Below are 23,985 nucleotides of genomic sequence, written 5' to 3'. Positions count from 1 at the left end.
CGGGATCGATGTCCCACGGGCCAGATCGTCCTACCCCGGCTACTTTAATCATAGAACCTATAAAAAATAGGTCAACCAGAAATGACTGGTTAACCTTATAATACGAACGGGCCAGATTATTGAAAAATGAAAGGTGCAAAAACATGAATACAAATCAACAATTAGTGATAAGTAATTTTGAAGAGAAATTAAAAGCATTTGCTTATGCAGTTAGTGGTGAACTAACAAGCGAAGAAGATTTCGTCTTAGCAAATACGGAAATACCTACTGATACATTTAATGTACTATTGGCAAAGTCTTCAAACTTACAAGGAACATTCAAAGTTAGACAGGGACTCGATTATTTTTCTAAGAAGGAATATCCATTTAGTGTTTGGATGGATGTTGAGCATATGAATGATGATTGGAAAAACCTTATGCAAGCATATGACTTAAAAGAAACAGAACGTAATGTGATGATGAAACGTGAAAATACGCTCCATGCTGATCAAAGGTTTTCCAATCAATTAAAAATCACCCAAGTGAAAAATAATGAAGAACTTTTAAGATATATAGAGGTGTTTATAAGCTTATTTGAAGGCACGCCAGAACAAGATGCACTGGAAAGCTATTTTAATAAGTTTTCACAAGTAAAGTTAGGTCCGGACGTTCAAATGTTTATTGGATGCATAGACGAAATAGCTGTAACTACTGGTTTACTAATAAAAGGCAAAGATAGCTACGGGATTTATGATGTGATGACAAAGGAAACAGTAAGAGGTAAAGGGTATGGTAGTGAAATGTTTCAATTTCTTTTAAGTCAAACAAAGGATAAACAAAAGCCAGTCGTATCACAGGCTTCAGATGACGGAAAAAATATCTACAAGCGATTTGGATTTATAGATGTTGGGGAAATGGTTGTATTTGAATAAGGGGAGATTTTTAATGAAAGATGATAAAGAGTATTTAGTTAATGTTAGACCAGAAAATTATAAAGTTACTTGGTATCAGGTCTAAAAAACCATTGGCCTTTCAAGACAATAACTATTCGGGTTCAATGGTCCTTAATGAGGAGTAATTCTTTGTTACCTCAAATTATTTTATTTACAACAGTCAAATTTGCGACACTAGGAGGCTGGCTCGATGAAGATAAACATATTTGTTGTTGAAGATGATGATGCTTTGTTTGCCGCGTTGAAGAAAGGTCTAGAGGCTTGGTCGTTCTGGGTCACGAGACCAGATGATTTTGAAGGTGTGATGCATTCATTTCTTGAACAACAGCCTCAGCTCGTCATCATGGATGTCATACTTCCGAAATTTGACGGTTTTCATTGGTCTCGCGAGATTCGCGCTGTATCCAAAGTACCCATTGTTTTCCTTTCCTCCCGCGATCACCCAATGGATATGGTCATGGCGCTGAACATGGGGGCGGATGACTTCATCCAGAAGCCGTTTCATACAGACGTGCTTTATGCCAAAATTCAAGCCATTCTCCGGAGGACATATGCTTATGGCGAAGAGCAACCGGATATTCTTGAATGGAACGACGCCTTGATTGATTTGAATCGAGGTGTAATTCGTAACGCTGGGAAAGAAGTAGATTTAACAAAAAACGAATTTTTTATACTGATCACGCTCGTGAGATCGAACAATGTCATTATCTCGCGCCATGACTTGATGCGAAAGCTGTGGGAGGACGAGCAGTTCGTGAACGACAATACCCTCACGGCGAATATAACCCGTTTGCGGCAGAAGCTGAAGACGATTGATTTGGCAGACACTATTGTGACAAAAAAAGGGCTGGGCTATATGGCCATCACTTTATAGAGATTGTGAACATGTACTGATAGGGGGGAACCGTGCCATGTTTATCCGTTACGTTGATGCAAGGAAAAGCTGGATTTTACTGTTTGCCGGCTTGCTCGGCTTAGCCAATGCTCTGATTCTGCTTGATCAAGGCATCCAGGTCACATCTACTTCTCTTCTTTATTTTAACGCCTTATTTATTCTGTCCTTTCTCCTGTTTTTTATATGGCGCTTCAAAAGAGAGACAAAATATGCCGCCGCGTTGGCTTCTCTGCAGGAAGACATGGACTTAGACTGGATTGAGACACTTCCTGAGCCTGGGAACGGCCTAGATCAGATGACCAACGACATCTTACGGGAGGCTTCCCTTCAGTTTAAACGAAAGCTTTCTGACTATAAAGAAACTCAACTGATCGAGAATGAATTCACGGCCTCGTGGATCCATGAGGTGAAGACCCCTCTCACCGCCATGAAGCTAATCCTGGACGCCCGGCCAAGTGATCCGGAAATACGTAAAATTGAAGTGGAATGGTTGCGGGTGTATTTGTTGGTCGACCGTCAGCTGCATATGACACGTCTGACCGCGATCGAATCAGACTATAATCTTGAATTGACCTCCATACAGTGCCTTGCCTCGGAAGAAGTACGGGATCTGGCGCCATGGTGTATGGCAAAAAATCTGGCGGTCAGTATCGAAGGAACGGATGTAAAGGCCATTACAGACCGAAAATGGTGCCGCTTCATCCTTAGGCAACTGTTGACGAATGCCGTGAAATATAATCCTGCGAATACGGAACTTATGATTGTGACGGATGTAACGGAGTCAGGCCAAGTCTTTTTGGATGTCATCGATGAAGGCCCGGGAATACAGCCGCACGAATTGCCGCGTATCTTTGAGAAAGGCTTCACGGGCGAAAACGGCAGGATTCAAAACGCAGCGACCGGACTTGGGCTCTATCTTGCAAAAACCGTTGCAGATAAATTAGGAATTACCCTCAAAGCGCAACCTGGTCAAACGAAAGGTACGGTGATGCGAATGATCTTTGTCGATCCCAACGCATTCGAAGCTGTCCGAAGAGGGGCGGGCGAGTAATATCCAGCTATGAGGCAGTCAGGATTGCTCCTGGCTGTTTTTTGGTGTGGAATAGTGAACCTGACAAGATTGTCACGTTGTCTTGCCAGATTGTCATGCAAAACGTACGACACGCGGAAAATCCAACCGTATAATAAAGCTATCATCAAGCAAAAATTATGATTTGGAGGTGCGTTATGGATCAGTTGAATGTAGGAGAAACCGTTTTACAAGCACGAAATGTCCACAAAACATTTGGTACCAAAGGAAATGCACAGCATGTATTAAAAGGAATAGATTTACGCGTCACTCGAAGTGAATTTGTCGGCATTATGGGACCTTCCGGTTCAGGAAAGACGACATTGCTTAATGTCTTAGCCACGATTGACCATACTACGGACGGAACGGTTTTAATCGATGACGCAGATATCTCCAAGCTGAGTAATACCGCGCTTTCCGCCTTTCGGCGCAACAAGCTCGGATTCATCTTCCAGGATTACAATCTGCTGGACACGTTGACAGTGAAGGAAAATATACTACTGCCCATCTCCTTTAGCAAAATGAGCAAGCGGAAAGCGGAAAGCGAGTTCACAGCCATCGCCGATGTGCTTGACATTAAAGCACTGTCGCACAAATATCCGCATGAAATATCAGGAGGCCAGAAACAACGGACAGCTGCCGGGCGCGCTCTGATCCACAAGCCTTCGATCGTGTTTGCGGACGAACCGACCGGTGCACTGGATTCCAAATCCGCTTCCTCGTTACTGGACGTGATGGAGAAGGTGAATCAGAAGCGAGGCGTCACCGTTGTCATGGTGACCCATGATCCGGTAGCCTCCAGCTATTGCAGCCGTGTTGTGTTTTTAAGAGACGGGAAGACTTATTCCGAGCTGTACCGCGGCGATAAAACAAGACATGCCTTCTTTAATGAAATTATGGACGTGCAAGCTGTACTGGGGGGTGACCATGTTGACGGTTTTTAAATTAGTGCTTCGCAGCATGCGGCAAAATGTGAAGCATTATTATTTGTACTTCTTTGCGCTGATCTTTAGTATGAGCCTGTATTTTGTCTTCACCTCACTACAGCACGATCAGGCAGTTCAGAATATGACACATCCGAGCGTTGACTTCTCTGCCGGGTTTCAAATTGCGGGAGTCATGCTAATTGTGATCGTTGGGATCTTTACTGTCTCAGCCAACGGCATTTTCCTGCGTCGGCGCAGTCAAGAAATCGGACTATATCAGCTGATTGGTCTTTCAAAAGGCTGGGTAGCCCGATATCTAATGATCGAGAATATACTGCTTGGCTTAGGTGCACTAATTGCTGCAATCATTTGCGGCGCGTTGATTTCAAGGCTGTTCGTCCTGATTTTGTTGAATCTGCTCGGCTTAGAAGGGATTGTCGACATCAGCTTCTCCGTACCAGCGGCTTTTAAAACGTTGATGGTCTATCTTCTCATCATCGTCATCACTTCCATTCAGATGATGCTGAAGGTTTACCGCAGCACCCTTCTGAATTTGTTTCAAGCTGACAAGCGGCCTGACCTCACTAAGCCGCCCAAAGCGGTGGCATCCGCTATTTTTGCCCTGCTCGGTTTGGCGCTGATTGGATACGGCTATGAATTATCGGGTCATATCAATGAACAGTTATTCCTCAACGCACCATTGGTGCTCGGATCCATCGTTGCAGGGACTTACTTATTGTTTCGCGTTACGATCAGATGGTGCTTTTACCGGTTCCGCAAACGTAAAGATGGACACCTGGGCTTAACAAACAGCCTGTCGATGGCTCCGCTGATGCACTATACGAAAGCAAATTCCAACTCACTTACCTTGATTACAGTGTTGTCGGCCATGGCCATCACGCTGATTTCCATGGCCTACTCCTCCTACTTCTCCGCAGAGCAAGAGAGCAGCCGCAATCTCCCTTATGATTTTATGTTTGAAAACGAGCCGCAGGAGGCGCTGTCGTTCAAGATGGAGTTGGAGAAGGAAGGCATCAATGTTAATCACCACGACGTTCAAGCGGTTCTGACGATGGGCATCGTCCTTGATCCGAATGACGAATCTCGCAAGGTTGAAGAAAGATTGTTATGGCTTCCGGCCGAACAGCTTAAACAAACAGGCACAGACCTCAACGTGCCGCCAGATGGCGAAGCCATTTTGTACGATGCTGGGGCCTCACTTGCCGGGGACTTAGATGAGCAGTCGAAGCGATATCCAACCGAAATAAAGCTGGAGCAGCATGGACATACCGTTATGTATACATTGAAGACACTGAAGGAAAGGAACATCATGAATTTAGATGCTCCCGGCAAGCAGCTGCTAGTGTCAGAAGCGACTATGGACAAAATCGCAGAACAAATGGCCGGTACGTCCGGTTTTAAAAAAATTCACTTTGATACGTTTCAAGTTCCGGACAAGGAAGAGCTTGCCATAGCTTCCTCTCTATACAACGCAAAATACGTCAGTGACGAACGATTAACGTATGATTTCTATTCGCATTACAAAGAAATGCTGCAGACGACAGGCTTGCTCATTTTCATTGCAGCTTTCCTTGGACTTGTCTTTTTGGTCTCAACCGGCAGCATCTTGTACTTCAAGCAAATGACCGAAGCCGAGCAAGAAAAGCAAAGTTATAAGACGTTGCGCCAGCTCGGATTTGACGTGGATATGATCATGAAAGGCATTATACGAAAGCAGGCCATCGTGTTCCTTCTCCCTCTATCGATCGGTATGCTGCATTCGATCTTTGCTATCAAGGCGGCTTCATTTATGATCCGGTCGGACATTACGTTTCCGGTATCCATCGTCATGGCGATTTACACGGTTATCTATTTTGTATTCGCTCTGTTTACCATAGGCTACTACCGCAACATTGTAAAAAACGCTATGTCATAACCATCACTTAAAGGGGGATAAGCTATATGGGGTACCGCCAACATTTCGGACGTTTTGTACGCTAAGCATATTTCCAACCTAATAAAATCGATTCCCTGTAGATAAGGATTCGAATGGATTAATCACTACCGGAGTTTTCCTTTTAGTTTTTCTAGTTTATTGGGTCTCATTTAGCACCAAAGGTGCTTTAACTTAAGCGTGACGTTTGCTGTATTTAAGTCAATTGAAGCCCCTTCCAAATCTGTGATTTGGTGGGGGAGGTTCACTATATAATCTATCTAGGATAGTTCGCTCGATGTTAAGTAAATGAACTTTTTAAGATATTATTCGGAATATTGTGGTAAAATGGGTATGACATACGAGGAGGAGATTATATGAGAAAATGTACGTACAAATTTTTGGTAACTGCTTTATTTGCTTCAATTCTCTTAATGGTAGTGGGTTGTACTGAAAAAACAGAAAACCAAACACAAGATGCGCATATACAAACGATTGAAGCAGTCGTACATAAGACCCTTACTGGTCCAACGGATGAACTTAAACAAGTGTTGAAAAGTGATGGTCTCGAAGATTTCGTGAAATATGAAGAAAAACGATACAAAGAATATTTTGCAAATGATACATCCTACCTGCATTTTGTAAATAATTTCAGTTGGTCATTAATGATGGAACCAATTCGAAACAATTACAAATTAAAGGTAAAGAACATCGAATTCGAGAAAACAGAATCCGACGAAATTATTTATGATTTTACGGTAGAAGTGCAGTACCAAAAAGAAGGCAGTGACTCATCAGAAGTAACATTTCTAGATGGAGAAGCGAATATGAACGCAGAACACAAAGTAGAACGTATTCTATTCCGTGACAAAGGTTTTCATAAACTTTTTCAAAAGTAAAGGCAAAATCAGAAGTACGTTGTTTTGATTGTAGCAATGGGTGCGTTAGCTTAAGAACCTTGATTTGACATTGAAACAATAGGACGCGTTTGTCGAATAAGGAGTCCTCTTGAATAGGGCAGGCCATTTTATGGAATAAAACAAGGAGGGTGAGTAAAGAGTGGGAACATTATTAGAGTTACTTCGTATTATTGTTATATTTGGGTTACTTGGCGCCTTATGTTGGGTCGTTATAGGAAACATTTATACAATCAATGAAACAACCGAAACCTATTCGTGGCTCGGAGCATTAGCAATATTAGTTTTACTTTTTGTTCTGTATAGAAATAAGTTTCAATTCTCTGGTTGGTATAAAGGTGAGGGTAGAAAGAAACTGCCAAAGAAAGTTTCCGTTATACTTATTTCTATCTCTGTAATACTGATCATCTCACCATTTGTATTAAGTTCACTGTTAAATTAACGGACACGCTAACTTAATAAGTGCGTCCTTCTGAATAGGTCCAGTTAATTGAATAACGCTTTGGTAAAATTATTCAACAAAGGGATGAAAGGGGGATTGGATGAATATTAGGCTTGCTAAAACAAAAGACATTGATCAATTAATAAAAATGAGATGGGATTTTACAATTGAATACGATGAAAATAAAGAAAAAGAATCATACGATGACTTTAAAAAGGAATGTTGTTCTTTTTTAAATGATGCGCTTAATAATCGTCAGTGGTTTATTTGGGTAGCGGAGGAAAATGAAAGAATCATATCGCATATCTACATAGAACTAATACATAAGGTACCACGACCTGGTAGAAAAACATATCCTTTTGCGTATATGACAAATGTCTATACTGTTCCGGAATACAGAAATAAAGGTGTTGGAGGTGAAGTATTAAGTTCAGTTAATCATCGGGTGAAAGAAAACAATTATGAATTCGTTATCGTGTGGCCAAGTGAAGAATCCATAAATTATTATAAAAAAAATGGTTACGTTTATAGTACGGAGCCAATGGAATATTTCCCGTATTAAACAATCGGGAGCGATAACTGAATAAATCTGACCACTATAGGGCCGGTTTGCTGAAGGAAGTGAAAGGTAATTGGAAATACTAGGTTCAATATTTAATTTAATAGGAAGTATATGCACGATGATTTTTTTATCATTTAAAGATATAACAGAGAAAGGGATTGAAAAGAATATAGGCTTTCTAAAACAGGAAGAGTGGTTTCAAGCGTATGTTAATAATGAAAAACACAATAAATTAATAGCTAATAATACTAGAGTACGTAAGGAAATTGGAAACATCAACATCGAAAAAATGTCAAAGACGAAGTATTATAAAAGACAACAAAAAAGGGTCGAAAATTTAATTAATAAAAAATCTTTAGCAACTTAAGGCTATAAATATTCAACTGAACGGGTGCAATACCAGAGTAAGAATCTGCGCCCGTTCAGTATTAGGGCCATATTGTTTAATAACGGTTAAGCTTTTTATGGAGGTGTAAGGGAATGGATATGCGAAATTTTATACTACACAGAGACATACTATCAGTTGAAGCGAAGATAAATGAAAGTGATTACATATTTGGGGTTCAATGGAAGGCACCAGAAAAGCCTTATGATGAAACCTGGGTATTAAAATCTTATGCAAATAAATTAACCGGAGAAAAAGATTTATCACAAGAAAAAATAAATGGGTTTTTGGATGCTATCAATGCGAAATGGAATTGGAATGTAGCTCAATTTAAGAAATGATATCAAGCTAACGGGCGCTTAAATTAAGTAAGGAACTGCACCCTTGTTCAGCTAAAGGAGCAGGATGAAGATGAAAAAGAGGTGAGAAATATTTTATCAGGGAGCAAAAGCATGTTAAAAATATCTAAAGTTTTCTTAGCGGCAATTATATTTCTTTTGTTAGTTTATATGTTAATGACAAAAAATTTCGATTTGTTTTTATTTAACACTATATTATTAGGATTATTTATGTTGGTGATGGGATTAGACGAATTTCTTAAAGGAGGAAAGGAATATGGATATTTGTATTTAGTAACTAGTCTTATTTGTTTTTTTAGTGTCGCATTCCAAATTTTTTTATTTCACTAAAGGGCGTTTTAACGGAATAAAGGTTATGCTTCAATCGGCCATTTTGTGGAAGAAAGAGAGGTTTGTATATGAATTTTATTATTAGACAAGAACAAAAAAGTGACTATGAATTAACTGAGAAGGTTGTAGAAATTGCATTTGCCTCTGCAGATCAAAGTGATGAGAATGAGCATGAGTTAGTGTCGCGAATCAGACAATCGGAAGTATTCATTCCTGAATTATCTTTAGTGGCTGTTAGCCAAGATAATGATGAGATATTAGGACATATACTTTTATCTAAAGTGTTAATTAATAATGGCAATCAAAAGGTAGAGTCATTAGCGTTGGCACCCGTATCTGTTTTACCTGATTATCAAAATAAAGGTATAGGTAGGGCCTTAATACAAAAGGCATTAGAAAAAGCAAAGAAGCTTGGATTTCAGTCTGTTATTGTGCTAGGTCATCCGGATTATTATCCGAAGTTTGGTTTTAGGAAGTCATCTCAGTGGCGAATTAAAGCACCATTTGAAGTGCCTGAAGAAGCATTAATGGCTATTGAATTACAGGAAGATTCCCTTAATAATGTTTCTGGTGTAATTGAGTATCCAGGTGTCTTTTTTTTATAGGGCTTTCCATCATCGGGTGCGAATCCTTAATAAGGATTGGCGCCGATATTGCATCATTGGGCCGGTTTATTTAATAAATTATGACAAAATTGAAAAGGCAAGGGTAATTATATTTGCTCAATGGTCGAAATGAAATTTGGGGGCAATAAGTATGAAGCGGGTATTAATCGCAGGTGCCACAGGTTATCTGGGTAGATATGTTGTAACATCATTAAAGGATCAAGGCTTTTACACCAAGGCTCTGGTGAGAGATCCAGACAAATTGAATCAACCAGGGAAATTCCTAGAACCTTCCGTTGCTGAAGATGTTGATGAAGTAGCCATTGGCGATTTGACAAAGCCAGGTACATTAAAACATATTTGTGATGACGTCGACTACGTTTTTTCATCCGTTGGCATTACAGGTAAAATAGATGGTTTGACATTTGACGATGTTGATTATCAAGGAAATGTTAACTTACTAAAAGAAGCTGAACAGGGCGGCGTTGACAAATTCATGTATATCCATGTCTGTATCGACGATGATTGGAAGGAGCCTGGGCCCTTAATTAAAGCTAAAAAGCGTTTTGTTGAGGACTTAGTAGCGTCAAGCGTTGATCACATTGTCATAAGGCCGACCGGGTATTTTTCCGACTTAACGCAATTCCTTAATATGGCGAAAAAGGGCAGGGCTTACGTGATAGGTGATGGAAAAATGAGAATGAATCCGATTCATGGTGAAGACTTGGGCAGATATTGTATACAATGTTTCTCAAAGTTAAACCAAACGATTGATATTGGCGGACCTGAAATTCTTACTTATGAACAAATCGCTCAACTCGCTTTTGATGTATTGTGTCAAAAGGAACACATCACACATATTCCAACTGGTTTATTAAAACCAGTATCTGTCGGATTGAAATGGTCCAACAAACATTATTATGGGCTATACCGATTCTTCATGAACGTGATGACCCATAATGTGATTGCACCTGTATATGGAAAGCATAAGATCAGGGATTATTTTAATGAGATGATTTAATATGAGCCTGTTAAGAAGGGAAGATAAATTGATGGAGACTCTTGTAGCAGTTTTAGCTATTTTGTTAATCTTAGGAATATGTTTAGTGTCGCATTTCAATTTTTTTGTTTCACTAAAAAGTGCGTTAGTTCAATTAGCTATAGGCAGTAATCATTATCTTGATCTTCCAGAATAGGGCGCTTATCCTTAATTACGGGTGTAACATTTCAAGTAAGAATAGCTGATTATGAAAAAGGAATAAAATGGTATGAAAGGCTTTTTAATAGGCTACCATACTTCATACCACATGGGGGACTTCGCAGAATGGGAAATTGTTGCTAACACTTGGCTACAAGTTGCATAAGGTGAACCAACAAATGGAAGTGGTCCGTTGAGATTAGGGGTAGTAGACATTGAGAAGGAAAGGAAACGACTTATGGATGTTTTGAACATAAAGATAGAAAGTGTTAATACCAGACAAGGTGTACTAGCTGAAGGGGATTAAAATCATGACACATGTTCAAGATGTTATTTTAGATCAGTTCTTGGCATCCTAGCTCGTATCTTCCATAAATTGGACAGTGAGGATATGAGAGGTAAGATATATCACAAACGGAACGATAATCGTATAAATATGGCTGTAATAGGGCCAATTTACTGAATAAGGTTTTTGTCTCATTTCTTATGGAATGGGTCATTATATTGAATAAGAAGGGACTTATTAAAGACTCGAAGCAATATAAGGTGCGAATTGATTCCCATTTTATTAAGAAGGGGTAGTGTATGTATGTGTCATTCAAAAGATGTCTTGTACGACCAATTGTCAGCTAATGCGAATGAGAAAAGTTGGTATGTACCATTTTCGCTATCAGTTAAAAATTTGACAGAAGAAGATGCTTTTTGGAAGGTAGATAAGGAGAGTAATAGTATTGCGGAAATTGTACAGCATTTGATTTACTGGAATAAAACATGGCAAACAAGGTATAAAGAATCTAGTGTATATGCTGTTCCGACAGTAGAAAATAATGATAGTACATTTATGATACCAAAAAATAATACATTTGATGAATTACATAAACAACTCTTAGAAATACTTTTATATTGGCAAGAATATTACATGAAAAACAACTAGAAAACAATGTTCAAGGTCTCCCAGATAGCAAATGGTGGGAAATATTAGCGAGTGTAACGACACATAACGCTTATCATATTGGCCAAATTATTTATATTAGAAAAATGCAAAAGAGCTGGAATCGCGATTAGTAATCATTATATATTTAACTTGTGCTTTTCAGTAAGATATCAATAATGACGTTCAAGAAAAGGGCGCAATTCCAAACAAAGGGACGCGCTCTATCTTGCGGAAATGGGTCATTTAACGGGTTAATAGATTTAGGTGTTTTGGGAGGATTAAACATGAAGTATGCAGTTTCTGTAATGGATACATCAAGAACAAAGGAAATTGAAAATAACGGTTTGAAGATTATTGATTTATTAAAAGATTTTAGTTTATCCTTAGGTCAAATTACTGATTTTGATAATCCAAGGGGTATTGTATTTCATGATTTAGAATCGGCAACTGAGCTTTATTCAACATCACCTTTACCTGCATATACATCAAGAGATTTAATTCACATCACGCCTTTAGTCAAAACATGGAAAGATCTTTTTTTATCACCAACAAAAGATATTGATGTTAAAAAGGCAACAGAATATTATATGTCGTTAGATTTGACTGATATTGCAACTATTGCAGGGCACGAATTAACCCATCAATCCGAGTTTTTTCATGATGATTTTGATGGGATAGATTATGAAAATACCTGGTTTGAAGAGGGAATGTGCTTTTATATTCCACGAAAACTAATAATGCCTGAATATAAATTTAATGAAATTATGGAAGTGGAAAGTCAATTGATTGATGTTTACAAAAATAAATACGGAGAATATTCACTTAATCAATTCGGTGAATCTGGGGAAAATGCCAGCGAAAACGAAATATATTCGGCTGCATTTTATGATTACTGGAGAAGCACTAAGGTTATTCGAACACTGGTAGAAGGCTATTTTAATCATCGAATATCAGATTTAATAAAATGTTATCGAGAGTGGGTTACGCTGGATAGTAATCCTTTGTTACAAACCTTTTTTATCAAAAAATTAAATCTCACGGAAAATCAAGCTAAAGGAATGTGGTTTAAAATATAGAATAAGAAAATATTTTTGGAGGTCTCGATGGAAAAACATATCAGAAGGATAACTGGAAGCGGTTAATTGAAGATGATTTCTTCCCCAGAAATTCTTTGCCCTTTATTTTGGACATTAAAGAAGGAAGAATTGTAGACATAAAAGAAGATGGCCCAGCTGATGTTGAATTAAGAATGAATATTGCAGAGTTTTCTTCTTTAATGATGGGAGTCGATAATGCTAATTCCTATTTAAAATGGGGGTTGATGGAGATTTCAGATGTAAGTTATATAAAAGTAATAAATTCACTTTTTCAAACTGATAGTAAACCTATGATTACAAAAGCCTTTTAATAATTCTTCTTTCACTAAAGGGCATTAGTCAAGTGTTTTAAGCAATCGGGCGATTCGCTAATAAGAAATCGCGCCAATATCGCATATAAGAGTCATTAAAGAATGCCTGGGGGAAGGGGAGTTATACATTTGATTCTTTTTGCAGAAATTTTGCGAGTCATAGCTAGCGTTTTGCTTATTTTAAGTTCTGGTTTCTATCTAAGGCATTTAGAAAAAACGAAAAAACAAAGAAAGCTAGCGTCACTTGAGTTGATTATGTATATCACTATACAACTTGCATTTATTCTCATTGCTATCGGTTTACTGATTGATGTATTTTTCAGATAAAAGTTTTTCATCAATACGATTGGGCGCTTTTCCGGAAAAAATTGCGTTTAAATTAGAAATAGATAAGGAAATAGTGAAGGTGAGGAAAGCGTATGATTAAACCGTTTGCTTTACAAGAAGGAGATCGGGTAGCAGTTATTGCCCCCGCCGGACCATCAGACAGAGAGAACCTAAAGCAGGGTATTCGTGTATTTGAAAAAATGGGGCTTGAGGTCATCATTGGACGACATGTGTTCGATGGGGAGGAAAAGCTTGCCGCAGCCGACCAAAAGAGACTTGCTGACTTGCATGAAACCTTTTTTGATCCTACTATCCGGGGAATCTTTTGCGCCAATGGAGGATTCGGGACAGCAAGAATTGCACCTATGATTGATTATGCAAAGATACAGAGAAATCCTAAGATATTCTGGGGATACAGTGATATTACATATCTGCTTAATGCAATTCAAAGGCACAGTGACTTGGTTACCTTCCACGGGCCGATGGTGGCAACTGACCTGAATGATGAAATAAGAACAGCAGAGACAGAATCTTCATTTTTGCCCCTCTTCACTAGAGAATCCCTGACCTATGATTCTCGTAAAATGCCCCTTAAAACACTAACCCATGGCATAGGAGAAGGGCGTTTGGTGGGAGGGAATTTAGATCTGCTCACCAATGGGTTGGGAACCCCTTTTCAAGTGAATACGAAAGGGGCCATCCTGCTAATTGAGGAAATCGGAGCACCTTCGTTTCTAATTAATGCGATGCTTACCCATCTCAAACAGGCGGGGGTGTTCGATGAGATCGAAGGTGTGGTCATCGGTGACCTTCAAGCGGGACCAGACGAATATGCGAAGATTAAAGTAGTACTGCAAGACTTCTTCGCTTATGCGCCTTTCCCTGTTGTTAAGGGTTTTCACATCGGGCATTGCCAGCCTAATTATGGCGTACCGCTGGGAACAAATGCAAAACTCACAACGTCGCCGGCACAATTGGTGATCGATACAGGCGTGAGGTAATTAGTTATATTCAAGAAAAGGGGCAAATCTGGAATAACTGATTGCGTCTATCTTTCTGATTAGGACCAGTTTGTCAAATAAATTATGCTAATGTTAATTTGGGTTAAATACACTTACTAAAAAAGGAACTGTTCACATGAGAAAAGGTAATATGGGATACATCCTTGGTATGATAGGGGTTGCATCTTTAGTGATGTCATACGTGGTTCCAGCGCGAACAAATTGGTGGGGTCTTTTTCTTGGTATAAGTATTGTTTTAAACTTGCTAGGTATAGTGTTTTTAATGTTGTCTCTAAAGGAATTACAGAAAAGTGAAGGTCTATGATTTTGTTAGATAACCAACGGGCTCAATGGTTGAAGATTGATAAAATGGCCTTCAGCGTTCACTTTATTTAAGTAAAAGCATTGTTCCTCAAACGGGCCCTTTAACGGAATAAAGGTTATGCCTTAATCGAGCCATTTTGTGGCAGATTAATAAAGAAGAACAAGAGGTTATAAGTATTTATAAACAACTTGTTCTTCCCTGTCTACTTTTTTATTTTACTGGTACGCATATTTCGCAATAAGGGTTGCTAATCATATCACCGACGTATTTTTCTATAATTGGTTTGTTATCCATTTGGTATCCATTCTGTTGTAGGGATGGAAAAATATTAGAATAGGCTTTTTGTATATCTTTCGCTGTATGTTCGATTTCGTAAACAAGGTATTTTCCACCAGGAATTTCACCTTCATAAATTGAACTATCCATTTGATAATCCTTTGAAAGTACAATACACGCATCGAATCTGCAGTTTTCTGGCAGTGTTGTTTCAGGATTATCTTGTGGAACTGCGAATAGGGTTATCGATTCAAGAAGATTTCTGTCCTTAGCCCATTTTTTTAGTCCTTCCATTACTACGATATTGGCCGGATCATATGGACCAACCCTTCGCATATAAGCGATACGATAATCTGGAAATGTTTCGACTTTAAATTCCAATTTGCCACTTCCTTTTTTGTTATTTTTGTTTGGTGCAATTCGAATGTATCATGCTTTAAAAATATATACATTTCAATTTTTAAAATTTATTAGATGGTATCCTTACATCACTAACAATCTTCAACAAAAGGGCGCGAGAACGGAATAAGGTTTGCATCCATTATTGATTTATAGGGCCATATTGTTCAAGACCATTTCGAAACATAACTGGTATCTAATTTCTACTCGGTGTTTGATAAAATTTTTGTGTGTCTCGCGTTGACCTTTTGGACCATTTAAAATAACAGGGGGTGTCATTATTAGGAGGTATTTAATTTTAAGTCTATCATTGGTTATATTTTTATTAAGCGCCTGTTCCGAAAATGAAGAAGTCGTAAAAGTTAAAGAAAAGGGCTTATCAGGCCAGTTATTCATTCAAAAGGTAGAGAATAATACTTCTTCTGAAGAAATGACAAAAATGATTAAAGACAAACAAAAAATAAAAAAAATATTAACAATGGTTGAAGGACTTAAAGTAAAGGAAACAAGTAACGAGAATGCCTTTGATCAAATGAAATCACAAAACAGTTACACATTCATTTTCTCCAAGGGTGAAAAATTGGAAACTGTCAAAAAGGCGCCGTACGCCTTTCATGTGTTAAGCGATGGAACATTTATATTTCCTTACAAAGATTTCAATTCCCTGCAAAAACCCCGAAAAACCGTTGAAAAGCATAAAGAGCTATTTAATGATATTAAACAGATTCTTGAAATAGACTTTTAGTCATTGTTCATTAATCGGGCGTAGTTGTTGAATAAACGCAGCGCCTGAATCGGGCCAGATTGCGGAAGATTAATCGCTTATTCCCCTTTTTCGGGGGATGTGCAAAAACACCCTTATTTTTCTTAGATTTATGTAACAAATGCGACCAGGGTTGTTTAGGAACTCGATATTTGAAACTAAAAGAGCTGTAACACGTTTAATTCGGTAGCAACAAACTTAAACTGTGGGAGCTGAAATTATGAAGGGAGTTTTTTTAATATTTCTATTTATAACACTTTCATCAACGTTAGTTGCGTGCCAACAGGTGAAAGATAGTGATGTAGTGTTCAGTAACGATGGAGAAATAAGTAACTTAGATAAGCTGGGGGAGTTTATCGAAAAGGTTGAGAATGGTGAAGAAAATAAGGTGCGCATTGTAAGATATACAACTGAAGGCGACCCAATATTTCATACGTTAGATTATAACGGTGAAAACATTAAATATATTTATGATGATTCGCAAGATGAATATGCGGGGTCCAATAAAGAGGTAAAAAGTACAACTTGTGCTGATCTTGAAAGCAAAGAAAACAAAAATAAAGTTGAGTACCATTTAACCGACTGTTCTTCTGGTTTTGGTAATCACTTTGATTTTCAATTACCAAAATAATTTACGAATGGAAGATGGTGATAACGAGTTATGACTGTTACCAAATCGGGCGCAAATCTGGAATAACCGACCAATTTCGTCTGTCCTTTTGAATAGGGCCAGGTTGCGGAAGATCATTCCTAAAATAAATGGAAATAAAATGGTTTCACAGGTTCGCAATAATGATAATGTAATTAATTTCCTTAATATTAGGTGTAAATGTGATTGTGGTTGTGAGGGTAGTCCAATGTGGAACCACCGCAACCAATAAGACATTGCTGCCATTGGATAGTAAAAAACAAAAGCTTGATAGTGTTTATTGGTTTTGGGTTGATCCTAACAGTATTTATTATACGATTGATTCGTATTTTTGAAGGTTTTGATTTCACCTATGTTTATTAAAAGTGCACTACCATTATGATAACTCGTTTAAAAGGGTGGTTATGTGGCATGAAGAAAGGTACCAGTTTTGTAATCATTGTGCTTGGTGTTTTATTAGCACTTGCAATAATATTACCTTCAACAAGTTTTTCACTTCCAGATTCTCCGAGATTAGACTTAAGCGTCGATGGAACTCAAATAAAAACAACTCAGGGACGCTTTTGCGGTGATGCATTTTTAGGTACAAAGTGTGTTACTAAAAATGATTTTGATTCTACATTCGCTATGGGAATGAATCATGATCCGGTTATGGTTCTCCCTAATTCAAAAATTAAATTTAATTTTGACAAAACACCTAGTGATGGCACTTTAATAGTTAAAATGTTTAAGAATGAAGGAGATAGAAAACGCCTTGATAATGAGGATAATGTAATAGTTGCTCCTAAAAAAGAGGGGGTCTATGTTTATTATATCTCTGCTGAATGGGAGAAAAATAATATGTTTGCAAATTATGCCTTTTCAATAAAGGTAAAATAAGACAGGTCTTGGTATTATTTACAGATAAGATAAAGAAAGAGGGAGTAACATGAAGCTGCTCCTTTAAGCTTATAAAGAAACTGTATACATAGACTTTGTCAACGATAGATGGCTGACTGGAACGAAAATGGAAGGAATTTAAGGAATCATTAAACAAAATTTCTATTTGAAAAAAATTGTTAAAATAAATACTTAAAGTAATGGGTACGCTAGCTTAAGCACTTTAATATACTATGCCACAAACGGCGCTATCCTTGAATAAGGATTGGCGTCAGTTTCGTATTAAGACCATTTTGTGGAAGATCCTATCCAAAGACGGTTGGATATTTATGTTAAAGTAGATGCGGATTGCGAAGGAATGTACATAAACCACTATTTTTAACATATTAATCAAAAATTGGACATCTCTTATAAGTAGGGGGTGTTTTGATGTCTAGAAAAAAAGTTATTATTTTTTTATTGGTGTTATCAATACTGTCTGCCTGTAGCACTGAACCACAAAGTTTTGTCGGAGAAAGTGATCATTGGAAAGCTGAGTTGAATACTGATGAAGGTGAAAAGGGAGATAAGGTGGACTTTGTGCTAAAGTTTAATGGTTCCGATGGTAAATCAGTTAGTTCAGTAAATTACAATGTTAGTGGAACTAGTTTTGAACTGAATTCGAGGGACGGAAAGTTAAATGAAGAAGGGGTATTGAGATTTGAGTGGCCTGAAACCAATGTTGAAGAAGATAACCAAATCGTTTGTACGGTTGAATGGGATGGTCAAACAGAAGAATTTCTTTTAAACAAATAATAATCACCTAACAGGTACTTTTCCTCAATAAGATTGTATTATGATCTTTCATAATACCAGCTAATAGCTGTCAACATTTAAAGTTAAAAAGGTTCAAAAAACATGTTACACTGAAATTGAACACACCAAATAACCTTACCGCATAACCGATAAGGTATCGGAATATTGTGAATTCAATACGTGCTTACGATTGATCTACAAAGGCTTCTTGTCGTTTTAACATGGCATGGATCCAGTGAATTAGTTTATTGGCACAAGCTATCACAGCGACTTTGTGTGGCTTGCCCTCGTTCCTTTTACGCTCATAAAAGGCGATAATTTTCTTATTCCGACTCTTGGCAAGACCACATTGTACAGCTGTATAAAGAGCCTGACGTAATCTTGACGAGCCCCTTTTCGTAATGCGATTGATAGTGGCTTTGAATTTACCTGATTCAAACACGGAAGGGTCTAACCCTGCATAGGCGACCAGTTGCTTAGGGCGTTCAAACTGATTCATTCCCCCAATTTCAGAGATGATTGTTGCCGCAATCTTTTCTCCGATTCCGGGAATTGATCGGATCAAGTCGTAGTCACCAAAGCTCTGAGCCAGGGTATCTATTTCGTGTTGTAGCTTGGATAGGTGCTCCTGGTATTGGAAAACCATCTGAATGTACATCTGCAGACTAAGAACTTGACCATGACAGATTGCTCCTCGAAAGGGATTGCGAGCAGCTGCAACCTTTAATTGGGTTGCTTTGTCTAAGAACCAAGCATCAGACCGTCTTGCACCGAATTGACGCATCTCCGTGGCCAACGCATGATGGGAGACCTCTTGAATATCCGCAGAAGTCGGATAATGCAGTAAGGTTTTCAACGACAACTTTCCACAAAGATTACTGAAAACATTATGGTATTCCGGAAAAATCTGTTCCAGGGCAGCCTGAAACTGTAACTTAATCTCTACATAGCTGTCCGTTAATGCGCTGTGCTGTCTGGTTAATTGACGCAGATTCAGGTATTGCTCTGTTTTTCTTTGGAAAGCCTCCAAATCTTCTTTGTAGTACAACTCCCCAAGATGGAAGGCATCGATTTTATCCGTTTTCACCTTACGCAGGCTTGTTTTTCTGGCCTCATAAGAAACCACCGGATTGATTAAATAATAGGTTATATCGTGGTCCTCAAGAAACTGGAGCACGGGCTCATGATAGTGCCCGGTAGATTCAAAGATGACAACCGGAGGGTGTCCGGAAACCTGTTCCACTTCCTGATAAAACTGATAAAATGTATGAAGCCCTTGTAGATGGTGTTCAAACTTAAAGCTTTTTCCATACGATTCTTTCCGTTGTAAAAAAGCTTGGACCTGGCTTTCTCCTTTGGCGATATCCAGGCCAATGACAGGGTCCATATGTGATCACTACTCCTTTGTTAGATTCGCCGGTACGCCCCTATATCACTTGTAGTTTCATAGCTTCGCTTGTTATACGGGATCGTGTCCCAACCAGCCTCAAACATGTTTCTACAAGCAGGGGGTAAACAGTATTGCGGACGGGATCAGTGTCCCACGGGCGCCTACGTTCTACCCCGACTACTTCAAGAATAAAACCTATTAAAAATAGGTCAACCAGAAATGACTGGATGACCCTATAATACGATCGGGCGCATTTCTGGAATAAATATCATTTGATAAACCCAAAATTTTAATGACCGAACCAATTTTCCATTTGTAAAATTGGTTCGGTCATAGTTTTGTTGGTGGTTTCTTCTGAAATTGCTGATATAAAGGCAACGCCCAATGGGGGAGCTGATTAAGTTTAAAAGTTGTTTTTCCGTCATTTATTTCTAGTATAATTTCTCCACCGTCTTTACTATTATCAATCAGAACAATGTTATCGATAATAGGTGCACATTCATAAAGGTGTTTAAATGACGTTTCATGCCTTCTGAGAATATCTTCAGTTGGTATATGATGACCGCCATTCTTAACCCTCATTGCAACCCTTTCAATATTTTTGCTAAGATTATTGAGTGCAATGTAGAACATAGTTACTTCATAACCATACTCTTTGGCTTTCGCTATTTGTTTAAGTGCATTCTTTCCAGCAAGGGTTGTTTCAATTGAAAAATCTTTACCTTCTTTTATATATTGATTAACTGATTTAATTACTTCTTTTCCCCCGGTAACCCTTTTTGCAGTCGGATTTTCTGGATCCAATCGTCGTGCAATAGCATCGGCATCTATGTTAATATCAACACCAATTTTGTCGATAATCAAATTGCGAATAGTGCTTTTCCACTGCCGTTATTGCCTGCAAACACAAAGAGTATTGGCTGATGTGTGTGCTTCAAGATTTACCAACGTTATGGAAAGGAATAATTTTACCATTGGGGTATTCCTTTACAAGAACACCATTTTTGTCGTATATAATATATGTGTTATTAACTTTTGCATCAATTCTGGCTCGTTCACCGGTCATCTTGGCCCATTTGTCAACCCAGCCGTATTTTCGTTTAAATTCATTGTTTTGCTGTTTTAAAATAAGAATCACTGCCTTTATCTCATTATATCAGATTGCTGATGTAATTATAATATTTGTTGCCTTTCAGGTGACAAGTACGTAACATTCCTTTATAGAGAATCAGAATCAGAATCAGTTCATAACGTTGTTGTGGTCATGGGACCAGCTCGCGTGGATAGCAAATGGTGGGAAATATTAGCGAGTGTAACGACACATAACGCTTATCATCTTGGCCAATTATTTATAGTAGAAAAATGCAAAAGAGCTGGAATCGCGATTAGTAATCATAATAGATTTAACTGGTGCTTGTTCAATAAGATATTGAGAATGATGGTCTAGAAAAAGGCGCCTTTTCCTAACAAAAGGAGTGACGCATATTAATAATATAATTGATATTGACAATAAAAAATTAGGGGTCTGGATTCAAGGGGAAGGTACGCCAATTATCATCCAACCAGGTATGGTGGGTTCAATCATGGAGTGGGAGGATTTGGCTACGGAGTTAAATTTTCAGGAGGTCAACAATGAACTTTTTAGCATTGCCAAAAATTGAACTTCATTGTCATTTGGATGGAAGCCTGAGGATTGAAACTATTATCGATATTGCTCAAAAGGAGGGCATTCCGTTACCCTCATTTGATAGGGATGTGTTGAAAAGAGAACTGATTGCTCCGTTAGAATGTGAATCCCTTGATGAGTATTTACAAAGATTTTCTCTTCCGAATTTAGTCATGCAGTCCAAGGAGAGCTTAAGAAGAATTACGTTTGAGCTATTTGAGGATGCAACGAGGGAAAATGTGAACTATTTAGAAGTTAGATTTGCTCCATTACTGCACACATTAAAAGGTCTTGGTGTTGAAGAGGTTATTCAATCTGTTTTAGAGGGAATGAGGGAAGCAGAAAGCCGTTACGAAATAAAGGGAAATATAATCCTGTCTTGCATGAGGACGATGTCTGTAGAAAGCGCTTTTGAGGTGGTTGAAAAGGGGAGAGAGTTCCTTGGAAAAGGTGTGGTGGCAATTGATCTTTGTGCGTCGGAGGAAGAAGGTTTTTGTGAAAGATTCATAGACCCTATCGCATTGGCTAAAGAATATGGCTATAGGGTCACGATTCATGCTGGTGAAACGAGAATTGGAAAAAACGTTCTAGAAGCTGTTGAACTGTTGGGTGCTGAGAGAGTAGGACATGGAGTATTTATTAAAGATTGTGCTGAGGCTATAAGATTGTGAAAGAAAGACAGGTAGTGCTTGAAATGTGCCCAACAAGTAATGTCCAAACAAAAGCTATTCATCATTATTCCGAACATCCGATTTATAAGTTTCATAAAGATGGAATAAAAGTGACAATCAATACGGATAACAGAACGGTATCCGATACTACAATGGCAAAAGAAATCCATTTGGTTAACAAAGAATTTAATCTATGCGAAGAGGATTATCGGCAAATTTATTTAACTAGTGTAGAAGCATCCTTTGCCGACCAAGAAACCAAAGAATGGTGCCTAGCACAATATTGGGATTCACCGATTTATTGAATAGTTTAGCCACAGTCTACCCAAATAAAAAGACGATTTCTCCCTTTTAGAAGGGAAAAGTCGTCTTTTTATTTGAATCCAGTTTGCCTTACATACTTTTTGAACTTCTTTCTTTATAGGCATTTTGTTTTCCTGATTGAGGAGCTTTCGCAATTCCATATCCTGTGAAAATATAAATGATAGCAAACACGATAGCAAGATAGGTCATTGGCGCATAAAGAGCATATTGGGAAACCGGAGTTTGCAAGGTGCTGGCGCAAAAGGCTCCAGTCACTCCCCACGGAATGAGGGGAGAAAGGGTCGTTCCAGTATCCTCCATTGTCCTTGATAAGTTTTTCCGGTGCAAACCGTATTGATCGTATAATGTCTTCAACATTGGCCCCAAAACTGCAAAGGTCACATAGTAACTGCCCGTAATCATAAATAATAGACCGTGTACTGTCAGTGAGGACATCATCATTGTTTTACCCTGTTCGGTAACTTCTATTATTTTTTCAAGGATGACGGTTATGACACCAGATGTTCGCAGCGGCGCACCAAAAAAGGCTGCAGCAATTAATAAAGCTGTGGTTTCAAGCATGCTGTTTAATCCACCGCGCTGCAACATTTCGTCAACAACCTTAACGCCAGTACTATCCGTAAATCCACCATTCAGTGCATTTGCAACCTCTAATGCCCCACTTCCCTGAAACAATACAGCCAACATGCACCCAAGTAAAATCCCTGCACCAAAAACAGGTAAGGTTGGCTTCCGTTTGAAGATCAGAAACAAAACAATAAATGGAGGAAGTATTAGAATCAAGTTCAAATTAAACGCCTCGTTTAGCGTAGACATGATAACATCGATATTTTCCTTATTTATATCTTGCCCACTGAACTGGATACCGAGAATGATATAAAGAATAACGGAAATAATGTAACCAGGAATCGTTGTGTACAACATATGTTTAATATGTTCGACCAATGGAACATCGGTAACTGCTGAAGCCATAACGGTAGTATCGGATAGTGGAGAAAGTTTATCTCCAAACATTGCGCCAACAACAATTGCTCCTGCCGTATAGGATGGTGGGATTCCGAGGCCTACCGAAATTCCCATTAATGCAACGCCGACGGTTCCAATCGTTCCCCATGAAGTTCCAGCCATAATTGACATTAACGAGCAAATGAACACGGCGGCAAACAGAAAAATTGCCGGTGTTAAAATCATGAGTCCATAATAAATAAGGACGGGAATTGTCCCTGATAAAAGCCAGGAACCGATTAACATCCCAACTGCCAATAAAATTAAAATCGGTTTAAACATGGCATGTAGACTTGCGAGGATATCCTTCTCAATATCATCCCATTTTATCCCCCATACTAATGAAAAAATAATGACAAGTGTCCCCGCCGCAATAAGTACAATTGAGGTAGGCGCATCGATAATCACGATTCCGGTTATTACAACCGCAATAGATAGGAATAATAAACTAAAAGCTTTTATGGGTGACAAAGTTTGTTGCATTTTATGCCTCCTAGTTTCTTTTTGTTTGTCCATTTCGAATATTACTTTACTTAGTTAGGAATAATCGGAAAATATAGTTACAATTGATTGATTAAAAATAGTATAAAGTATGGTCGTTTTATTTTCAACACTATTTT

General features: G+C 38.3%; 29 protein-coding genes and 2 pseudogenes. 26 read left to right on the top strand and 5 right to left on the bottom strand.

Translation table 11 applies throughout. The annotated features are described in order from the left end of the window. The first annotated feature begins 143 nt into the window (after nucleotides 1–143). From CFK37_RS19545 to CFK37_RS19460, 18 genes and pseudogenes are all read left to right on the top strand, one after another. Complete coding sequence (locus CFK37_RS19545; RefSeq protein ID WP_089063442.1) at nucleotides 144–911, top strand: GNAT family N-acetyltransferase; 768 nt, start codon at nucleotides 144–146, stop codon at nucleotides 909–911. A gap of 211 nt (nucleotides 912–1,122) precedes the next feature. After that, nucleotides 1,123–1,806 carry a response regulator transcription factor gene (locus CFK37_RS19540; protein ID WP_157724908.1) on the top strand — a complete coding sequence of 228 codons (684 nt, stop codon included), beginning with the start codon at nucleotides 1,123–1,125 and terminating at the stop codon, nucleotides 1,804–1,806. A 37-nt stretch (nucleotides 1,807–1,843) separates the two neighbouring features. Further along, entirely contained in the window at nucleotides 1,844–2,878 is a 1,035-nt protein-coding gene (locus CFK37_RS19535) for a sensor histidine kinase (protein WP_089063441.1), read from the top strand. A 176-nt stretch (nucleotides 2,879–3,054) separates the two neighbouring features. Next, entirely contained in the window at nucleotides 3,055–3,840 is a 786-nt protein-coding gene (locus CFK37_RS19530; protein ID WP_089063440.1) for an ABC transporter ATP-binding protein, read from the top strand. Next, nucleotides 3,824–5,758 carry an FtsX-like permease family protein gene (locus CFK37_RS19525; RefSeq protein ID WP_245837272.1) on the top strand — a complete coding sequence of 645 codons (1,935 nt, stop codon included), beginning with the start codon at nucleotides 3,824–3,826 and terminating at the stop codon, nucleotides 5,756–5,758. Before CFK37_RS19530 ends, CFK37_RS19525 begins: the two co-directional genes overlap by 17 nt. Before the next feature lie 374 nt (nucleotides 5,759–6,132). Continuing rightward, nucleotides 6,133–6,654, top strand: coding sequence for a hypothetical protein (locus CFK37_RS19520; protein WP_089063439.1), 522 nt, complete (start codon nucleotides 6,133–6,135; stop codon nucleotides 6,652–6,654). 160 nt (nucleotides 6,655–6,814) lie between these two features. Next, nucleotides 6,815–7,114 carry a hypothetical protein gene (locus tag CFK37_RS19515; RefSeq protein ID WP_089063438.1) on the top strand — a complete coding sequence of 100 codons (300 nt, stop codon included), beginning with the start codon at nucleotides 6,815–6,817 and terminating at the stop codon, nucleotides 7,112–7,114. Between the two features lie 100 nt (nucleotides 7,115–7,214). Next, nucleotides 7,215–7,676, top strand: coding sequence for a GNAT family N-acetyltransferase (locus CFK37_RS19510; protein ID WP_089063437.1), 462 nt, complete (start codon nucleotides 7,215–7,217; stop codon nucleotides 7,674–7,676). Nucleotides 7,677–7,746: 70 nt separating this feature from the next. Then, on the top strand, nucleotides 7,747–8,043 hold the full coding sequence (locus CFK37_RS19505; RefSeq protein ID WP_157724907.1) for a hypothetical protein: 297 nt from the start codon (nucleotides 7,747–7,749) through the stop codon (nucleotides 8,041–8,043). Between the two features lie 113 nt (nucleotides 8,044–8,156). After that, complete coding sequence (locus tag CFK37_RS19500; RefSeq protein WP_089063435.1) at nucleotides 8,157–8,402, top strand: hypothetical protein; 246 nt, start codon at nucleotides 8,157–8,159, stop codon at nucleotides 8,400–8,402. 111 nt (nucleotides 8,403–8,513) lie between these two features. Continuing rightward, nucleotides 8,514–8,750, top strand: a complete 237-nt coding sequence (locus tag CFK37_RS20765) for a DUF3953 domain-containing protein (protein WP_089063434.1) — start codon at nucleotides 8,514–8,516, stop codon at nucleotides 8,748–8,750. A 68-nt stretch (nucleotides 8,751–8,818) separates the two neighbouring features. Next, nucleotides 8,819–9,355 (top strand): GNAT family N-acetyltransferase, encoded by a 537-nt coding sequence (locus CFK37_RS19490; protein ID WP_089063433.1) that lies wholly within the window; start codon nucleotides 8,819–8,821, stop codon nucleotides 9,353–9,355. Nucleotides 9,356–9,506: 151 nt separating this feature from the next. Beyond that, entirely contained in the window at nucleotides 9,507–10,376 is an 870-nt protein-coding gene (locus CFK37_RS19485; RefSeq protein ID WP_089063432.1) for an SDR family oxidoreductase, read from the top strand. 766 nt (nucleotides 10,377–11,142) lie between these two features. Further along, nucleotides 11,143–11,618: pseudogene (locus CFK37_RS19480) on the top strand (DinB family protein). A gap of 153 nt (nucleotides 11,619–11,771) precedes the next feature. After that, complete coding sequence (locus tag CFK37_RS19475) at nucleotides 11,772–12,563, top strand: hypothetical protein (protein ID WP_089063431.1); 792 nt, start codon at nucleotides 11,772–11,774, stop codon at nucleotides 12,561–12,563. Between the two features lie 11 nt (nucleotides 12,564–12,574). After that, complete coding sequence (locus CFK37_RS19470) at nucleotides 12,575–12,895, top strand: sterol carrier protein domain-containing protein (protein WP_089063430.1); 321 nt, start codon at nucleotides 12,575–12,577, stop codon at nucleotides 12,893–12,895. Between the two features lie 129 nt (nucleotides 12,896–13,024). Beyond that, nucleotides 13,025–13,222 (top strand): hypothetical protein, encoded by a 198-nt coding sequence (locus CFK37_RS19465; protein WP_089063734.1) that lies wholly within the window; start codon nucleotides 13,025–13,027, stop codon nucleotides 13,220–13,222. 92 nt (nucleotides 13,223–13,314) lie between these two features. Then, entirely contained in the window at nucleotides 13,315–14,223 is a 909-nt protein-coding gene (locus tag CFK37_RS19460) for a S66 peptidase family protein (RefSeq protein ID WP_089063429.1), read from the top strand. Between the two features lie 535 nt (nucleotides 14,224–14,758). On the opposite strand, the gene CFK37_RS19450 is transcribed toward CFK37_RS19460, so the two are convergent. Continuing rightward, nucleotides 14,759–15,205 carry an AraC family transcriptional regulator gene (locus CFK37_RS19450; protein WP_089063427.1) on the bottom strand — a complete coding sequence of 149 codons (447 nt, stop codon included), beginning with the start codon at nucleotides 15,203–15,205 and terminating at the stop codon, nucleotides 14,759–14,761. Nucleotides 15,206–15,533: 328 nt separating this feature from the next. Here CFK37_RS19450 and CFK37_RS19445 point away from each other — a divergent pair, with 328 nt between their 5' ends. The 5 genes from CFK37_RS19445 (at nucleotide 15,534) to CFK37_RS19430 (ending at nucleotide 18,309) form a co-directional block, all read left to right on the top strand. Further along, the gene (locus CFK37_RS19445; protein WP_089063426.1) at nucleotides 15,534–15,968 is read left to right on the top strand and encodes a hypothetical protein; all 435 of its coding nucleotides are present in this window, start codon (nucleotides 15,534–15,536) and stop codon (nucleotides 15,966–15,968) included. 238 nt (nucleotides 15,969–16,206) lie between these two features. Then, nucleotides 16,207–16,617, top strand: a complete 411-nt coding sequence (locus tag CFK37_RS19440) for a DUF4362 domain-containing protein (RefSeq protein WP_089063425.1) — start codon at nucleotides 16,207–16,209, stop codon at nucleotides 16,615–16,617. A 206-nt stretch (nucleotides 16,618–16,823) separates the two neighbouring features. Continuing rightward, nucleotides 16,824–16,970: a hypothetical protein gene (locus tag CFK37_RS20065; protein WP_157724905.1), complete on the top strand. Its 147-nt coding sequence runs from the start codon at nucleotides 16,824–16,826 to the stop codon at nucleotides 16,968–16,970. Nucleotides 16,971–17,046: 76 nt separating this feature from the next. Next, nucleotides 17,047–17,514 carry a hypothetical protein gene (locus CFK37_RS19435; protein WP_089063424.1) on the top strand — a complete coding sequence of 156 codons (468 nt, stop codon included), beginning with the start codon at nucleotides 17,047–17,049 and terminating at the stop codon, nucleotides 17,512–17,514. Between the two features lie 429 nt (nucleotides 17,515–17,943). After that, nucleotides 17,944–18,309, top strand: a complete 366-nt coding sequence (locus CFK37_RS19430; protein WP_089063423.1) for a hypothetical protein — start codon at nucleotides 17,944–17,946, stop codon at nucleotides 18,307–18,309. A gap of 184 nt (nucleotides 18,310–18,493) precedes the next feature. On the opposite strand, the gene CFK37_RS19425 is transcribed toward CFK37_RS19430, so the two are convergent. The 3 genes from CFK37_RS19425 to CFK37_RS19415 all read right to left on the bottom strand — a co-directional run bounded on the left by CFK37_RS19425 (nucleotide 18,494) and on the right by CFK37_RS19415 (nucleotide 20,837). Next, nucleotides 18,494–19,696 (bottom strand): IS110 family RNA-guided transposase, encoded by a 1,203-nt coding sequence (locus CFK37_RS19425; protein ID WP_089063422.1) that lies wholly within the window; start codon nucleotides 19,694–19,696, stop codon nucleotides 18,494–18,496. 333 nt (nucleotides 19,697–20,029) lie between these two features. Next, nucleotides 20,030–20,563, bottom strand: a complete 534-nt coding sequence (locus tag CFK37_RS19420; protein WP_245837270.1) for an ATPase — start codon at nucleotides 20,561–20,563, stop codon at nucleotides 20,030–20,032. A 70-nt stretch (nucleotides 20,564–20,633) separates the two neighbouring features. Further along, on the bottom strand, nucleotides 20,634–20,837 hold the full coding sequence (locus tag CFK37_RS19415; RefSeq protein ID WP_089063421.1) for a hypothetical protein: 204 nt from the start codon (nucleotides 20,835–20,837) through the stop codon (nucleotides 20,634–20,636). A gap of 141 nt (nucleotides 20,838–20,978) precedes the next feature. On the opposite strand from CFK37_RS19415, the pseudogene CFK37_RS20500 reads away from it, so the two are divergent. The 3 genes and pseudogenes from CFK37_RS20500 to CFK37_RS20590 all read left to right on the top strand — a co-directional run. After that, a pseudogene (locus tag CFK37_RS20500) lies at nucleotides 20,979–21,088 on the top strand (DinB family protein); the annotation flags it as partial. A 243-nt stretch (nucleotides 21,089–21,331) separates the two neighbouring features. After that, complete coding sequence (locus CFK37_RS19405; protein WP_281251600.1) at nucleotides 21,332–22,036, top strand: adenosine deaminase family protein; 705 nt, start codon at nucleotides 21,332–21,334, stop codon at nucleotides 22,034–22,036. After that, nucleotides 22,033–22,341, top strand: coding sequence for an amidohydrolase family protein (locus tag CFK37_RS20590; RefSeq protein ID WP_281251599.1), 309 nt, complete (start codon nucleotides 22,033–22,035; stop codon nucleotides 22,339–22,341). The genes CFK37_RS19405 and CFK37_RS20590 overlap by 4 nt, the downstream gene beginning before the upstream one ends. Nucleotides 22,342–22,429: 88 nt before the next feature. On the opposite strand, the gene nhaC is transcribed toward CFK37_RS20590, so the two are convergent. Next, nucleotides 22,430–23,848: a Na+/H+ antiporter NhaC gene (gene nhaC / locus CFK37_RS19400; RefSeq protein ID WP_089063419.1), complete on the bottom strand. Its 1,419-nt coding sequence runs from the start codon at nucleotides 23,846–23,848 to the stop codon at nucleotides 22,430–22,432. Nucleotides 23,849–23,985: the final 137 nt, after the last annotated feature.

The sequence above is a fragment of the Virgibacillus phasianinus genome (assembly GCF_002216775.1).
GTDB lineage: Bacteria > Bacillota > Bacilli > Bacillales > Amphibacillaceae > Virgibacillus_F > Virgibacillus_F phasianinus.
This window is presented reverse-complemented; position numbering and strand designations above follow the sequence as displayed.

Excerpts from the sequence above, each read along its gene's own strand:
- CFK37_RS19520 (WP_089063439.1), top strand. The coding sequence starts at position 6,133 with ATGAGAAAATGTACGTACAAATTTTTGGTAACTGCTTTATTTGCTTCA.
- CFK37_RS19425 (WP_089063422.1), bottom strand. The coding sequence starts at position 19,696 with ATGGACCCTGTCATTGGCCTGGATATCGCCAAAGGAGAAAGCCAGGTC.
- CFK37_RS19485 (WP_089063432.1), top strand. The coding sequence starts at position 9,507 with ATGAAGCGGGTATTAATCGCAGGTGCCACAGGTTATCTGGGTAGATAT.
- CFK37_RS19530 (WP_089063440.1), top strand. The coding sequence starts at position 3,055 with ATGGATCAGTTGAATGTAGGAGAAACCGTTTTACAAGCACGAAATGTC.
- CFK37_RS19525 (WP_245837272.1), top strand. The coding sequence starts at position 3,824 with ATGTTGACGGTTTTTAAATTAGTGCTTCGCAGCATGCGGCAAAATGTG.
- CFK37_RS19510 (WP_089063437.1), top strand. The coding sequence starts at position 7,215 with ATGAATATTAGGCTTGCTAAAACAAAAGACATTGATCAATTAATAAAA.
- CFK37_RS19460 (WP_089063429.1), top strand. The coding sequence starts at position 13,315 with ATGATTAAACCGTTTGCTTTACAAGAAGGAGATCGGGTAGCAGTTATT.
- CFK37_RS19405 (WP_281251600.1), top strand. The coding sequence starts at position 21,332 with ATGAACTTTTTAGCATTGCCAAAAATTGAACTTCATTGTCATTTGGAT.
- CFK37_RS20765 (WP_089063434.1), top strand. The coding sequence starts at position 8,514 with ATGTTAAAAATATCTAAAGTTTTCTTAGCGGCAATTATATTTCTTTTG.
- CFK37_RS19430 (WP_089063423.1), top strand. The coding sequence starts at position 17,944 with ATGTCTAGAAAAAAAGTTATTATTTTTTTATTGGTGTTATCAATACTG.
- CFK37_RS19535 (WP_089063441.1), top strand. The coding sequence starts at position 1,844 with ATGTTTATCCGTTACGTTGATGCAAGGAAAAGCTGGATTTTACTGTTT.
- CFK37_RS19440 (WP_089063425.1), top strand. The coding sequence starts at position 16,207 with ATGAAGGGAGTTTTTTTAATATTTCTATTTATAACACTTTCATCAACG.
- CFK37_RS19435 (WP_089063424.1), top strand. The coding sequence starts at position 17,047 with ATGAAGAAAGGTACCAGTTTTGTAATCATTGTGCTTGGTGTTTTATTA.
- CFK37_RS19545 (WP_089063442.1), top strand. The coding sequence starts at position 144 with ATGAATACAAATCAACAATTAGTGATAAGTAATTTTGAAGAGAAATTA.
- CFK37_RS19490 (WP_089063433.1), top strand. The coding sequence starts at position 8,819 with ATGAATTTTATTATTAGACAAGAACAAAAAAGTGACTATGAATTAACT.
- CFK37_RS19540 (WP_157724908.1), top strand. The coding sequence starts at position 1,123 with ATGAAGATAAACATATTTGTTGTTGAAGATGATGATGCTTTGTTTGCC.
- CFK37_RS19500 (WP_089063435.1), top strand. The coding sequence starts at position 8,157 with ATGGATATGCGAAATTTTATACTACACAGAGACATACTATCAGTTGAA.
- nhaC (WP_089063419.1), bottom strand. The coding sequence starts at position 23,848 with ATGCAACAAACTTTGTCACCCATAAAAGCTTTTAGTTTATTATTCCTA.
- CFK37_RS19475 (WP_089063431.1), top strand. The coding sequence starts at position 11,772 with ATGAAGTATGCAGTTTCTGTAATGGATACATCAAGAACAAAGGAAATT.